General features: G+C 59.5%; 13 protein-coding genes. 12 read left to right on the forward strand and 1 reads right to left on the reverse strand.

All coding sequences use genetic code 11. The annotated features are described in order from the left end of the window. The first annotated feature begins 3 nt into the window (after positions 1–3). From minE to F8N85_RS20015, 6 genes are all read left to right on the forward strand, one after another. Positions 4–258: a cell division topological specificity factor MinE gene (gene minE / locus F8N85_RS19995; RefSeq protein ID WP_150640239.1), complete on the forward strand. Its 255-nt coding sequence runs from the start codon at positions 4–6 to the stop codon at positions 256–258. Positions 259–444: 186 nt separating this feature from the next. After that, on the forward strand, positions 445–1,080 hold the full coding sequence (locus F8N85_RS20000; RefSeq protein ID WP_150640240.1) for an RluA family pseudouridine synthase: 636 nt from the start codon (positions 445–447) through the stop codon (positions 1,078–1,080). A gap of 180 nt (positions 1,081–1,260) precedes the next feature. Continuing rightward, positions 1,261–2,550 carry a M18 family aminopeptidase gene (locus F8N85_RS20005; RefSeq protein ID WP_150805256.1) on the forward strand — a complete coding sequence of 430 codons (1,290 nt, stop codon included), beginning with the start codon at positions 1,261–1,263 and terminating at the stop codon, positions 2,548–2,550. A 176-nt stretch (positions 2,551–2,726) separates the two neighbouring features. Then, positions 2,727–2,903 (forward strand): hypothetical protein, encoded by a 177-nt coding sequence (locus tag F8N85_RS34575; protein WP_191636219.1) that lies wholly within the window; start codon positions 2,727–2,729, stop codon positions 2,901–2,903. Between the two features lie 78 nt (positions 2,904–2,981). Next, on the forward strand, positions 2,982–5,138 hold the full coding sequence (locus tag F8N85_RS20010; RefSeq protein ID WP_150805257.1) for a mechanosensitive ion channel family protein: 2,157 nt from the start codon (positions 2,982–2,984) through the stop codon (positions 5,136–5,138). Positions 5,139–5,203: 65 nt separating this feature from the next. Then, positions 5,204–6,541: an amidohydrolase gene (locus F8N85_RS20015; protein ID WP_150805258.1), complete on the forward strand. Its 1,338-nt coding sequence runs from the start codon at positions 5,204–5,206 to the stop codon at positions 6,539–6,541. 39 nt (positions 6,542–6,580) lie between these two features. Here the strand turns inward: F8N85_RS20015 and F8N85_RS20020 are convergent, their stop codons facing one another. Then, the gene (locus F8N85_RS20020) at positions 6,581–7,294 is read right to left on the reverse strand and encodes a UTRA domain-containing protein (RefSeq protein ID WP_150805259.1); all 714 of its coding nucleotides are present in this window, start codon (positions 7,292–7,294) and stop codon (positions 6,581–6,583) included. A 360-nt stretch (positions 7,295–7,654) separates the two neighbouring features. Here F8N85_RS20020 and F8N85_RS20025 point away from each other — a divergent pair, with 360 nt between their 5' ends. The 6 genes from F8N85_RS20025 (at position 7,655) to F8N85_RS20050 (ending at position 13,130) form a co-directional block, all read left to right on the forward strand. Further along, positions 7,655–8,722: an ABC transporter substrate-binding protein gene (locus F8N85_RS20025; protein ID WP_150805260.1), complete on the forward strand. Its 1,068-nt coding sequence runs from the start codon at positions 7,655–7,657 to the stop codon at positions 8,720–8,722. Between the two features lie 289 nt (positions 8,723–9,011). Beyond that, the gene (locus tag F8N85_RS20030; RefSeq protein ID WP_150805261.1) at positions 9,012–9,818 is read left to right on the forward strand and encodes an alkaline phosphatase family protein; all 807 of its coding nucleotides are present in this window, start codon (positions 9,012–9,014) and stop codon (positions 9,816–9,818) included. Further along, a complete protein-coding gene (locus F8N85_RS20035) occupies positions 9,815–10,660 on the forward strand; it encodes an ABC transporter permease (RefSeq protein ID WP_150805262.1) in 846 nt (281 codons plus the stop codon). Before F8N85_RS20030 ends, F8N85_RS20035 begins: the two co-directional genes overlap by 4 nt. Beyond that, a complete protein-coding gene (locus tag F8N85_RS20040) occupies positions 10,647–11,447 on the forward strand; it encodes an ABC transporter permease (protein ID WP_150805263.1) in 801 nt (266 codons plus the stop codon). The genes F8N85_RS20035 and F8N85_RS20040 overlap by 14 nt, the downstream gene beginning before the upstream one ends. Then, positions 11,444–12,433: an ABC transporter ATP-binding protein gene (locus tag F8N85_RS20045; RefSeq protein ID WP_150805264.1), complete on the forward strand. Its 990-nt coding sequence runs from the start codon at positions 11,444–11,446 to the stop codon at positions 12,431–12,433. Before F8N85_RS20040 ends, F8N85_RS20045 begins: the two co-directional genes overlap by 4 nt. Positions 12,434–12,476: 43 nt before the next feature. Continuing rightward, on the forward strand, positions 12,477–13,130 hold the full coding sequence (locus F8N85_RS20050; protein WP_150805265.1) for an HAD family hydrolase: 654 nt from the start codon (positions 12,477–12,479) through the stop codon (positions 13,128–13,130). Positions 13,131–13,200 lie beyond the last annotated feature (70 nt).

Raw genomic sequence — 13,200 nt, forward strand, 5'->3', positions numbered from 1 at the left:
ACAATGAACATTTTTGACTTCTTTCGTGCCACTAAAAAGGTAAATACCGCGTCGGTCGCGAAAGAGCGTCTACAGATCATCGTGGCGCACGAACGCGGCCAACGCACCACCCCGGACTACCTGCCGGCCTTGCAAAAGGAACTGGTCGAGGTGATCCGCAAGTACGTCAATATCGGGTCCGATGACGTACATGTCGCACTGGAAAACCAGGGCAGCTGCTCGATTCTGGAACTCAATATCACCCTGCCTGATCGCTGATCGATCCGGCTGGAGCCACGGCGGCTCGGGCCCTTCCGCCTCTGTAGGAGCTGCCGTAGGCTGCGATCTTTTGATCTTCTGCTTGAGACTCAAGTGGAATCGAGAAAAAGATCGCAGCCTGCGGCAGCTCCTACGGGGAGCAGGGGTGTCCGAGCCGCCGTTGGCGTTTGTTACGAGGCTGTTTTAATGCCGCTGTCGAATATCCGCATCATCCATCAGGACGCCGCCGTTCTGGTGGTGGACAAGCCGACCCTGTTGCTTTCCGTGCCCGGTCGGGCCGAAGACAACAAGGACTGCCTGATCACCCGTCTGCAAGAAAATGGCTACCCTGAGGCGCGAATCGTCCATCGCCTGGACTGGGAAACCTCCGGCATCATCCTGCTGGCCCGTGATCCCGACACTCACCGTGAACTGTCGCGGCAGTTTCACGACCGCGAGACCGAAAAGGCCTACACCGCCCTCTGCTGGGGCCAACCGGAACTGGACAGCGGCAGTATCGACTTGCCGCTGCGCTACGACCCACCGACCAAACCGCGGCATGTGGTGGACCATGAGTTCGGCAAAAACGCCCTGACCTTCTGGCGAGTGCTGGAGCGCTGTGGCGACTGGTGCCGGGTTGAGCTGACACCGATCACCGGCCGTTCGCACCAGTTGCGCGTGCACATGCTCTCTATCGGCCACCCGCTGCTGGGTGACGGACTGTATGCCCATCCGCAGGCCCTGGCGGCCTGGCCACGGTTGTGTCTGCACGCGAGCATGCTCAGCTTCACTCACCCACAAACCGGTGAGCGCTTGCGCTTCGAGTGCCCGGCACCGTTCTAAGCCAATGTCGATGTCCCCCTGTAGGAGCTGCCGCAGGCTGCGATCTTTTTCTCGACTTCACTTGAGTCTCAAGCAGAAGATCAAAAGATCGCAGCCTTCGGCAGCTCCTACGAAGAGCCGTCCGGCACCCAACCTGCGACCAATACGGTAAACTCCCGCCATTGCTGTCTGGAGTTACTTATGCGCGAAGAGTTGAACCAAGGCCTGATCGACTTCCTCAAGGCCTCCCCTACCCCGTTTCATGCCACCGCCAGTCTGGTCCAGCGTCTGGAAGCGGCGGGTTATCAGCGCCTGGATGAGCGCGAACCCTGGTCCACCGAGGCTAACGGTCGCTACTACGTTACCCGCAACGACTCCTCCATCGTCGCCATCAAGCTCGGCCGCCACTCACCGCTGCACAGCGGTATCCGCCTGGTCGGCGCGCACACCGACAGTCCGTGCCTGCGGGTCAAGCCACAGCCCGAACTGCAACGCCAGGGTTTCTGGCAACTGGGCGTCGAAGTCTATGGCGGCGCCTTGCTTGCTCCCTGGTTTGACCGCGATCTGTCGCTGGCCGGGCGTGTGACCTTCCGCCGCGACGGCAAGGTCGAAAGCCAGTTGGTCGACTTCAAGCTGCCGATCGCGACCATTCCAAACCTGGCCATTCACCTCAATCGCGACGCGAACCTAGGCTGGCCAATCAACGCGCAAACCGAATTGCCGCCGATCCTCGCGCAGTTTGCCGGTGATGAGCGGGTGGACTTTCGCGCCGTATTGACCGACCAGCTTACTCGGGAACATGGCCTGAATGCCGACGTGGTGCTCGATTACGAGCTGAGCTTCTACGACACCCAAAGCGCGGCGATCATTGGCCTGCATGGCGATTTCATCGCCGGCGCACGGCTGGACAATCTGCTGTCCTGCTATGCAGGGTTGCAAGCCTTGCTCAACACCGAGACCGACGAAACCTGCGTGCTGGTCTGCAACGACCACGAAGAAGTCGGTTCCAGCTCCGCCTGCGGCGCCGATGGCCCGATGCTCGAACAAACCCTGCGCCGCCTGCTGCCAGAAGGTGACGAGTTCGTTCGGACCATTCAGAAATCACTGCTGGTCTCGGCCGACAACGCCCACGGCGTCCACCCCAATTACGCCGACAAACACGACGCCAACCACGGCCCGAAACTCAATGCCGGCCCGGTGATCAAGGTCAACAGTAACCAGCGCTACGCCACCAACAGCGAAACCGCCGGGTTCTTCCGCCATCTGTGCATGGCTGAAGAAGTGCCGGTGCAAAGCTTCGTGGTGCGCAGCGACATGGGCTGTGGTTCGACCATCGGCCCGATCACCGCCAGCCACCTCGGCGTGCGCACCGTGGACATCGGCTTGCCAACCTTCGCCATGCACTCGATCCGGGAGCTGTGCGGCAGCCATGACCTCGCGCATCTGGTGAAAGTGCTCAGCGCGTTCTACGCCAGTCGCGATTTGCCATAACCATCAAAACCCTTCGCGGGCAACCCTCTCCCATATTGCTGTACCCCTGTGGGAGCGGGCTTGCCCGCGACGACGGCCTGACTGGCAACGCGCTGCTTCACTTCTGATACACCTCAACCCCAATCGCGAAAAAGCAACCTAGACTCCTATCCATCTCTTTGGACAAGGTAGTCACCATGATTTCGATGTCTGCGTTCAACTCCATGCTCATTCCGATCCTGGCAGGCATGATCCTGTTGGCCATCGGGTACAACTTTCGCGATAAAAACCTCGGTATCTTCAGCATGTGGATCGGCATGCTGTTGATCCTCGCCACCGTGGTTTACAAAATCCTCGCCAAACTCGCCGAATAAATGCGTTCGCTGCGCTCGCATTGGTTTTAGCCGCCTCGTACACTCGGTCGATCCGTAAATCTTGAGGTTGACCGCCTAGTGTTCGCTCGTCTTATCGCCCTGCCCACATGCCTCTTGATCTGCCTGTTGATGCTGCTCCCCATGCCGGCGGCCCAGGCTGTCGGCCTGCCGGGCCTGCTCGGCGGCTCGGCGAAAACCCAACCGCAGGCCGAGGAGCCTCTGGGGCAATCGCTGGACGAAGTGATCAAGTCGCTGGAAAACGATCAGCAGCGGGCAAAACTACTGGCCGACCTGAAAAAGCTCCGCGACGCCACCAAGAAAGCCCAGCCAACCGCCGAACAAGGCGTACTCGGCTTGATCGGCGGCACCCTGGCCAGTCTCGAGAAACGGTTCTCCGGCATCGACAGTCCTCTCACCCAATGGTCGCAAGAGTTCGATCTGGCCGGGGAAGAGCTGATGGCGCTGATGTTGCCGGCCAGCGAATGGCTGCCGATCATTTTTGCTTTCGCCCTGGTTCTGATGCTTTGGAGCCTGCTGGCCGCGGCGCTGATCTGGCTCAGCCATCGGGTACGGACGCGTTTTGGTCTCCCCGAAGAACTACCGCAGCACCCCAAGGCCTGGGACATATTGCGTTTTGCCTTGCGCAAGCTCGGCCCATGGCTGATCGCGCTGGTGATTACCGTCTACATGAGCTACTCGCTGCCCTCGTCCCTGGGTAAAGACCTGGCGATGGTCTTGGCCTACGCGCTGGTGGTCGGCACCTGTTTCTCGGCGGTCTGTGTGGTAGCGTTTTCCGTACTCGACGGCCCGCACCGTCATCGCGCCTTGTACATCCTGCGGCATCAGGCCTTCCGCCCGCTGTGGCTGATCGGCAGCTTCGCTGCCTTCGGAGAGGCCTTGAGCGACCCGCGCCTGGTGACCAGCCTCGGTACACATCTGGCGCACACTGCCGCGACCACCGCCAATGTGCTGGCAGCGCTGTCCACCGGGATGTTCATCCTGCGCTTCCGGCGGCCGATCGCGCACCTGATCCGCAACCAGCCATTGTCACGGCGCCTGACCCGTCGCGCCCTGAGCGACACCATCGACATTCTCGGTACCTTCTGGTATCTGCCGGCGCTGGTGTTGGTGGCGATCTCGCTGTTTGCCACGTTCGTCTCGGCCGGCGATACCAGCACCGCATTGCGCCAGGCGCTGATCTGCACCGTGTTGCTGGTGTTGTGCATGGTGATCAACGGGCTGGTGCGCCGCCACGCACTCAAACCCCAGCGCGGGCTCAAACGCCACGCCCTGTATTCGGAGCGCCTGAAAAGCTTTTTCTATACCCTCGCGCACCTGCTGGTGTGGCTGGTGTTTATTGAACTCGGGCTGCGCGTCTGGGGCATGTCGCTGATCCGCTTTGCCGAAGGCGATGGCCACGAAATCAGCGTCAAACTGTTCAGCCTCGTCGGCACGCTGATCTTCGCCTGGCTGATCTGGATCCTCAGCGACACTGCCGTGCATCACGCCCTGACCCGCTCGCGCAAAGGCCTGGCCAATGCCCGCGCGCAAACCATGATGCCGCTGATCCGCAACGTGCTGTTCGTGGCGATTTTCATCATTGCGCTAATCGTCGCCCTGGCAAACATGGGCATGAACGTCACGCCACTGCTGGCCGGTGCCGGGGTAATCGGCCTGGCCATCGGCTTCGGTGCCCAGTCGCTGGTCGCCGACCTGATCACCGGACTGTTCATCATCATCGAAGACTCACTGGCCATCGACGACTACGTGGACGTCGGCGGGCACCTCGGCACCGTCGAAGGCCTGACCATCCGCACCGTGCGCCTGCGGGACATCGACGGAATCGTGCACACGATTCCCTTCAGCGAAATCAAAAGCATCAAGAACTACTCGCGGGAATTCGGCTACGCGATCTTCCGGGTAGCGGTCCCGTACAACATGGAAATTGATGACGCGATCAAACTGATTCGCGAGGTTGGGCAGAAAATGCGCACCGATCCGCTGCAGCGCCGTGATATCTGGTCGCCGCTGGAGATTCAGGGGGTGGAAAGTTTCGAGTCCGGCAGCGCGATTCTGCGTGCCAGGTTCAAGACTGCGCCGATCAAGCAATGGGAAGTTTCCCGGGCGTTCAACTTGTCGCTCAAGCGGCATCTGGATGAAGCAGGGCTGGATCTGGCGATGCCGCGGATGAGTGTGCAAGTGGTGACGGCAGGGGGTGGGACGCAGAAGGAATAGCACGATCGGGCGACAGCCTGGTCACAGGCACTGAAGCCTAAAAACAATAATCATGGAGAATCCCGATGCAGCTGACCCGCATTGCACAGACCTGCTTGATCACCCTGTTCGGCGCGCTGGCCGGTAACGTCAGCGCCGATACCCTGGAAACCGCCCGCACTCACATCGCCGAACAGGCCGAGGTCCTCAAACCCGAACTGCTGGAAACCCGCCGCGATATCCACGCCCATCCAGAACTGGGCAACACCGAAAAACGCACCTCGGAACTGGTAGCCAAACAGCTGCGAGCCATGGGCCTGGAGGTCAAGACCGGTGTCGCCCGCACCGGCGTGGTCGCGGTGCTCAAAGGCGCCCTGCCCGGCCCGACCGTGGCATTGCGCGCCGACATGGATGCGCTGCCGGTCAAGGAAGTCTCGGACCTGCCCTTCGCCTCGAAAGCCAAGGGCACCTACCTGGACAAAGAAGTCGACGTGATGCACGCCTGCGGCCACGATGCTCACACGGCGATCCTGCTCAGCGCGGCGAAAATTCTCACCGGCATGCGCGATAAATTGCCCGGCACCGTGGTGTTCTATTTCCAACCGGCAGAAGAAGGTCCAAGCGACTTCATCCCCGACGGTAAAAACACCTGGGGGGCGAAAATGATGATCCAGGAAGGCGTGATGAAATCACCGAAACCGGACGCAGTGTTCGGCCTGCACGTCTGGGCGGGCATCCCCGCCGGCCAGATCGCCTACCGCCCCGGCCCGACCCTGGCCAGCTCCGACGACCTGCGCATCAAAATCCTCGGCAAACAAACCCACGCGGGTCGGCCCTGGGACGGCATCGACCCGATCACCGTCGGCGCGCAAACCATTGTCGGCCTGCAAACCGTGGTCAGTCGCCGTACCGACATCTCGTCCTATCCGTCGGTGGTCAGCATCGGCACCATCAACGGCGGCACCCGCTACAACATCATCCCCGAGTCCCTGGACATGAGCGGCACCATCCGCTCCTACGACTACGGCATCCGCCAGAAACTGCATACCGACGTGCGCCAGACCGTGGAGAAAATCGCCGAAAGCGGCGGCGCGAAAGCCGAAGTGACGATCATCGAAAAATACGACCCGACCATCAACAACCCAGCGCTGACAGAAAAGATGCTACCGACATTGCGCTGGGCGACGAAGGATGACGTGGTGCAGGGACCGTTGGTGGGCGGGGCTGAGGACTTTTCGTTCTATGCGAAGGAAGCACCGGGGCTGTTCGTCTTCCTAGGCGTGACCCCAAGGGATCAGGACATGAGCAAGGCTGCGCCGAATCATAACCCTGGTTTCTTCGTCGACGAGTCCGCGCTGGTGGTCGGTGTACGAACCCTCGCATCGCTGGCCACCGATTACCTCTACAGCAGCGCCAAACCTTAAACCAAACCTTCTGGTGGCGAGGGAGCGTGGCCCTCGCTGCTACAGGACATCCACCCCGACATGAATCGCATCATGCCGCCAAAACTCCAGATCACAATCGATCAGCCTCCCATGCTGATCATAATTGACCCGAGCAATCCGCAGCCCCGGGCTGCCGACGGAAACCTTCAACGCCGCCGCCGCTTCCACCTGCAACGCCGTCGGGACGATTTCAAAACGTACCCGCCCGTAATGCAGGTCGTAATGCCGCGCATAGAGCTCAGTGATCGACTGGTTCATATCAAACTCGAGAATCTGCGGAAAGTACTGCGGATTGAGGTAGTGCTCGACATACAGCACCAGCCGCTCATCAATACGTCGCGCACGGCAGATCTGAATCACGCTGGATAATGCCGGTAACTGCAACCAGGCACAGACCGCCGCCGACGCCGGCTGCAAGCGCGCCGAAATCACTTCGGTGGACGGCACCCGGCCCTGGGCACTGACCATTGCGTGGAAGTGACTGCGCTGCATCAGGTTGTAGGCCAGCCGTGGTGGCGAGACAAACCAGCCGCGGCGTTCTTCACGATAAATCTGCCCTTGCGCTTCCAGCTGCAACAACGCCTCACGCACGGTGATGCGCGTCGTTCCGAACAACTCACTGAGCTTGCGTTCAGCCGGCAGTTTGCCACCGGGCGGTATCAGACCGTGTTCGATCTGTTCCAGTAAAACCTGCCCAATGGTTGTCACCGCTTTGGTTGCCTCGTCACGCATCAACGTTACCTATCTGGACTAGACCAGCACTGTTTCGGGGCAGAACCGCGCTGCAAATCGGCTCTTTCAACTCTGTGCAGCCTAGGCAATGCATGTGACTGCTGGATGACATAGCCGCCCAACGGTTGATCCAGACACCTGCAATTTAATAGCCAAGTCCTTTCATATCAGCCTTTTAGTCATGGTCTACGCTTATCTCGCAGTGGCCGTACAAGAGCTCGATAGGTACTGACTGGCAGGACAGCGACATCAAAATGTCATCCAGCCCGCCTAAATTGGCTCAGGTATTGCTGACCTAGACCAACCACCTCCAAGACTGTAGCTAAAACGCAGCGTTGAAAACGCCCAAAGGAGCTTCGGATGAAACAGCTTTTCCTGGCATCACTGTTAGGCTCGACCATTGCCATGTGCACCGCAGCCATGGCAGCTGATACCGATTTAAAAACCCTTGAGGCCGCTGCGAGAGCGGAGGGTGCGGTCAATAGCGTCGGCATGCCCGATGACTGGGCCAACTGGAGAGGCACTTGGGAAGATCTGGCGAAGATCTATGGCCTCAAGCACATCGACACCGACATGAGCTCGGCCCAGGAAATCGCCAAGTTCGCCGCGGAAAAAGACAATGCCAGCGCTGATATCGGCGATGTCGGTGCAGCGTTCGGTCCCATCTCGGTCAAACAGGGCGTGGTCCAACCCTACAAGCCAAGCACTTGGGATCAGGTCCCGGATTGGGCGAAAGACAAGGACGGTAACTGGGCCCTGGCCTACACCGGCACCATTGCGTTCATCATCAACAAAAAACTACTGCACGGCTCCGAAGCCCCGACCCGCTGGGCAGACCTGGAGAAAGGCAAATACAAGGTTTCCATTGGTGACGTGAGCACCGCCGCCCAAGCTGCCAACGGCGTGCTGGCAGCGGCCATCTCCAAGGGAGGTGATGAAAAGAATATTCAACCAGCCCTGTTGATGTTCGCCGAGATCGCCAAGCAAGGCCGTCTGTCCCTGGCCAACCCGACCATTGCCACCATGGAAAAGGGCGAAGTCGAAGTCGGTGTGGTCTGGGACTTCAACGGTCTGAGCTACCGCAACAAGATGGTTAATCCAGACGATTACATCGTGCTGATCCCGTCTGACGGCTCGGTGATTTCCGGTTACACCACCATCATCAACAAATACGCGAAACACCCGAATGCCGCCAAACTGGCTCGCGAGTACATCTTCAGCGATGCTGGCCAGACCAATCTGGCACGCGGCAATGCCCGGCCGATCCGTGCCGAACACCTGAAGCTGCCAGCTGACGTACAGGCGCAACTGCTGCCGAACGAGCAGTACAAAAAGGTCACGCCAATCAAGGACGCCGATGCCTGGGAAAAGACCTCCAAAGGCCTTCCTCAGAAGTGGCAGGAAGAAGTCATTATCAATATGCAGTAATGCTGCATCCGTAGGAGCTGCCGCAGGCTGCGATCTTTTGATCTTTCCCCGGGCTCACTTGAGTCCCAAGTCAAAGATCAAAAAAAATCAAAAGATCGCAGGCTTCGCCAGCTCCTACACCGACCGAGTACACAGGCAATACCTTGCTGAACGCCAATCCTGTAGGAGCTGCCGATAGGCTGCGATCTTTTTCTCAGGCTCACTTGAGTCTCAGGTCAAAGATCAAAAGATCAAAAGATCAAAAGATCGCAGCCTTCGGCAGCTCCTACGACGCGGAGTCCTCGTCTCTATGAAACACAACGTCATCCTTGTGGTGCTCGATGGTCTGAATTACGAGGTCGCCCGGCATGCCATGGGCCACCTGCAGGCCTACGCTGGCGCAGGTCGCGCGGCGCTCTACAAAATCGAGTGCGAGCTGCCGGCATTGTCCCGACCGCTTTACGAATGCATTTTGACTGGCGTTTCGCCGATCGACAGCGGCATCGTCCATAACAATGTTTCGCGCCTGTCCAACCAGCGCAGCGTGTTTCATTACGCCACCGATGCCGGACTCAGCACCGCTGCCGCGGCGTATCACTGGGTCAGCGAGTTGTATAACCGTTCGCCCTTCAACACGGCACGCGATCGCCATACCATCGCTGCGGATCTGCCGATCCAGCACGGACATTTCTATTGGAGCGATCACTACCCGGATTCACATCTGTTCGCCGATGCGGAGCACCTGCGGCTGCGGCACTTGCCGAATTTTCTTTTAGTCCACCCCATGAACATTGACGACGCCGGGCACAAGCACGGCCTCGATACCCCGCAATACCGCAACAGCGCACGCTCGGCCGACATCATCCTCGCCGACTACCTGCAAGGCTGGCTCGACGCTGGTTATCAGGTCCTGGTGACCGCTGACCACGGTATGAACAACGACCGCTCGCACAACGGCCTGCTCGCCGAAGAACGTGAAGTCCCTTTGTTTGTCCTCGGCGATGCCTTCAGCCTCAATCGCCACGCCGCGCCAAAACAGACCGAACTCTGCGGGACTATCTGCGAGTTACTGGGCGTCGCCCACGACAAATCCGTCTGCCGGGAGCTGCTGAAGTGAATTCGATCACTCGCGGCAAATGGCTGGCGGTGCTGTGCCTGGTGCCCTTTGCGCTGTTCTTTTTCGTGTTCCAGATCGCCCCGCTGGGCTGGGTGATGATCCACAGCGTGCAATCGGAAGAGTTCGGCTGGGGCCTGGCCAACTTCAGCAAGATTTTCAACTCGAAGTTCTATCTGCAGGCAATTCAATACAGCCTGGAGATCAGTTTCTGGTCCAGCATCTTCGGCATCATTATTGCTGTGCTCGGCAGCTACTCGCTGCGCCGGGTCGACTCGCGCCTGCGCAACTTCGTCAACGCCTTCGCTAATATGACCAGCAACTTTTCCGGCGTCCCCCTGGCCTTTGCCTTCATCATCCTGCTGGGCTTCAACGGCACCTTCACCATCATGCTCAAGCAGGCCGGAATCATTCAGGATTTCAACCTTTACTCCAAGACCGGGCTGATCATTCTCTACACCTATTTCCAGATCCCGCTGGGGGTGCTGCTGCTCTACCCGGCCTTCGACGCCCTGCGCGAAGACTGGCGTGAATCCGCCGCCCTGCTGGGGGCCAATGGCTGGCAGTACTGGCGGCACATCGGGCTGCCGGTGCTGACCCCGGCGCTGCTCGGGACCTTCGTGATTCTGCTGGCCAATGCCCTGGGCGCCTACGCCACGGTGTATGCGCTGACTACCGGCAATTTCAACGTGCTGACGATCCGGATCGCAGCAATGGTCTCCGGCGACATCTCCCTGGACCCTAATATGGCCAGTGCCCTGGCCGTGGTGCTGGTGGCGCTGATGACCCTGGTCACCATCGTGCATCAGTTGCTGCTGAAGAGGAGCTACCATGTCTCGCGCTGAAATCGACCCGTCTGTCCTCTATCACCGGATAGTGGCGTACCTGCTGTTTGCCATTCTCTTGCTGCCGCTGGCCGGAACGTTGATCTACTCGATTTCCAGCAGTTGGTCGGCGACCATTCTGCCCAGCGGCTTTACCCTCAAATGGTATATCCAGCTGTGGAGCGACCCGCGTTTTCTCGGGGCCTTCGGTCAGTCGTTGCTGGTCTGTGTCGGTGCGCTGGTGTTGTCGGTGGTGCTGATTCTGCCACTGCTGTTCGTGGTGCATTACCACTTCCCCCGGCTCGACGCGCTGATGAACATCCTGATCCTGTTGCCCTTCGCGGTACCGCCGGTGGTGTCTTCGGTGGGGCTGTTGCAGCTCTATGGTTCCGGGCCGTTCGCGATGGTCGGTACGCCGTGGATTCTGGTCGGTTGCTATTTCACCGTGGCACTGCCGTTCATGTACCGGGCAATCACCAACAACCTGCAGGCGATCAACCTGCGCGACCTGATGGACGCCGCCCAACTGCTCGGCGCCAGCACCTGGCAGGCGGCGTTCCTGGTGGTGCTGCCAAACCTGCGCAAGGGTCTGATGGTGGCGTTGCTGCTGTCCTTCTCGTTCCTCTTCGGTGAGTTTGTGTTCGCCAACATTCTGGTCGGCACCCGTTACGAAACCCTGCAGGTCTACCTGAACAATATGCGCAACAGCAGCGGTCACTTCACCAGTGCGGTGGTGATCTCCTACTTCTTCTTTGTGCTGGTGCTGACCTGGGTTGCCAATATCTTGAACAAGGACAAAAGCCAATGAGCTTCGTCAGCGTCCAACACCTGCAGAAAAATTACTCGGGTACCACGGTATTCAGCGACATCAACTGCGAAATCCATAAAGGTGAGTTCGTCACCCTGCTCGGCCCGTCCGGCTGCGGCAAGTCCACGCTGCTGCGCTGCATCGCCGGGCTGACCGCGGTGGACGGCGGCGAGATCCTCCTCGATGGCCACGATCTGGTTCCGCTGAGCCCGCAAAAACGCGGGATCGGCATGGTGTTCCAGAGTTATGCGCTGTTCCCCAACATGACCGTGGAGCAGAACGTCGCGTTTGGCCTGCGCATGCAAAAGGTCAAGGCCGATGACAGTCGCAAACGTGTGCTGGAGGTGCTGCAGCTGGTGGAGTTGACCGACTTTGCCGCGCGTTATCCGCATCAGCTGTCCGGTGGCCAAAGCCAGCGGGTGGCCCTGGCCCGCTCGCTCGTGACCCGGCCACGCCTGCTGCTGCTGGATGAGCCTTTGTCGGCGCTGGATGCGCGGATTCGCAAACACCTGCGCGAACAGATTCGGCAGATCCAGCGCGAACTGGGCTTGACCACCATCTTCGTCACCCACGATCAGGAAGAAGCCCTGACCATGTCTGACCGGATCTTCCTGATGAACCAGGGCAAGATCGTCCAGAGCGGTGACGCTGAAACCCTCTACACCGCGCCAGTAGACGTGTTCGCCGCGGGTTTTATCGGCAACTACAACCTGCTCGATGCCGACAGCGCCAGCAAACTGCTGCAACGGCCGATCACCGGGCGCATCGCCATTCGTCCGGAAGCCATTGAACTGAGCCTGAACGGTGAGCTCGATGCGCAGGTCCGCAGCCACAGCCTGCTGGGCAACGTGATTCGTTACCGCATCGAAGCGCGCGGCGTGGAACTGGTGGTCGATGTGCTGAACCGCTCAGCGGCGGATATGCATGCCGACGGTCAACGGCTGGCACTTTCCATCGATCCGACGGCCCTGTGTGAGGTAGCCTGATGCTTTTGATGCGCCTGATTATTTTGAAGAGAGAGTTGCACTGATGGCATTGGCAATTTTTGATCTGGATGAAACCCTGATCCATGGCGACTGCGCCACCTTGTGGAGCGAACAGATGGGCCGCCTCGGCTGGGTCGACGGCGAGTCCTTCATGCGGCGCAACAACGAGCTGATGGACGCCTACAGCCATGGCAAGCTGAACATGGAAGACTACATGGCCTTCAGCCTGGAACCGATAGCGGGGCGCACGCCGGAAGAGCTTGAGCACCTGGTGGCACCTTGGGTCGAGGACGTGATCGAGCCGATCATCTTCAGCGACGCCTGCAAAGCCATCGCCGCACACCGCAAGGCCGGCGACCGGATCCTGGTGATCTCGGCCTCGGGCACGCATCTGGTCAAACCCATCGCGGACCGCCTGGGCATCGACGAGATTCTGGCGATCGAGCTGGAAGTCACCCACGGCGTCTACAGCGGCAATACCCTTGGTACCCTGACCTATCGCGAAGGCAAGATCACCCGTCTGCTGGAGTGGCTGGATACCGAAGAGGAAAACCTCGAAGGCGCGAGTTTCTACTCGGACTCACGCAATGACTTGCCATTGCTGCTGAAAGTCGACTTCCCCCATGTGGTCAACCCGGATCCGGTGCTACTTGAACACGCCGAGAAAGCCGGGTGGCCGATACATTTGTGGAAATAGTCAAACCGCTAAAGATCGCATCCTTCGGCAGTTCCTACAGGCTACCCCCATTATTGCGGGTGTACCCTGA

Origin of the sequence: Pseudomonas fluorescens, from assembly GCF_902497875.1 — a bacterium.
GTDB classification, from domain to species: Bacteria; Pseudomonadota; Gammaproteobacteria; order Pseudomonadales; family Pseudomonadaceae; genus Aquipseudomonas; species Aquipseudomonas fluorescens_BR.

Coding starts and splice junctions, on each gene's coding strand:
- F8N85_RS20030 (WP_150805261.1), top strand. CDS start 9,012: ATGAAACACAACGTCATCCTTGTGGTGCTCGATGGTCTGAATTACGAG.
- F8N85_RS20015 (WP_150805258.1), top strand. CDS start 5,204: ATGCAGCTGACCCGCATTGCACAGACCTGCTTGATCACCCTGTTCGGC.
- F8N85_RS20020 (WP_150805259.1), bottom strand. CDS start 7,294: ATGCGTGACGAGGCAACCAAAGCGGTGACAACCATTGGGCAGGTTTTA.
- F8N85_RS20050 (WP_150805265.1), top strand. CDS start 12,477: ATGGCATTGGCAATTTTTGATCTGGATGAAACCCTGATCCATGGCGAC.
- F8N85_RS34575 (WP_191636219.1), top strand. CDS start 2,727: ATGATTTCGATGTCTGCGTTCAACTCCATGCTCATTCCGATCCTGGCA.
- minE (WP_150640239.1), top strand. CDS start 4: ATGAACATTTTTGACTTCTTTCGTGCCACTAAAAAGGTAAATACCGCG.
- F8N85_RS20000 (WP_150640240.1), top strand. CDS start 445: ATGCCGCTGTCGAATATCCGCATCATCCATCAGGACGCCGCCGTTCTG.
- F8N85_RS20040 (WP_150805263.1), top strand. CDS start 10,647: ATGTCTCGCGCTGAAATCGACCCGTCTGTCCTCTATCACCGGATAGTG.
- F8N85_RS20025 (WP_150805260.1), top strand. CDS start 7,655: ATGAAACAGCTTTTCCTGGCATCACTGTTAGGCTCGACCATTGCCATG.
- F8N85_RS20005 (WP_150805256.1), top strand. CDS start 1,261: ATGCGCGAAGAGTTGAACCAAGGCCTGATCGACTTCCTCAAGGCCTCC.
- F8N85_RS20045 (WP_150805264.1), top strand. CDS start 11,444: ATGAGCTTCGTCAGCGTCCAACACCTGCAGAAAAATTACTCGGGTACC.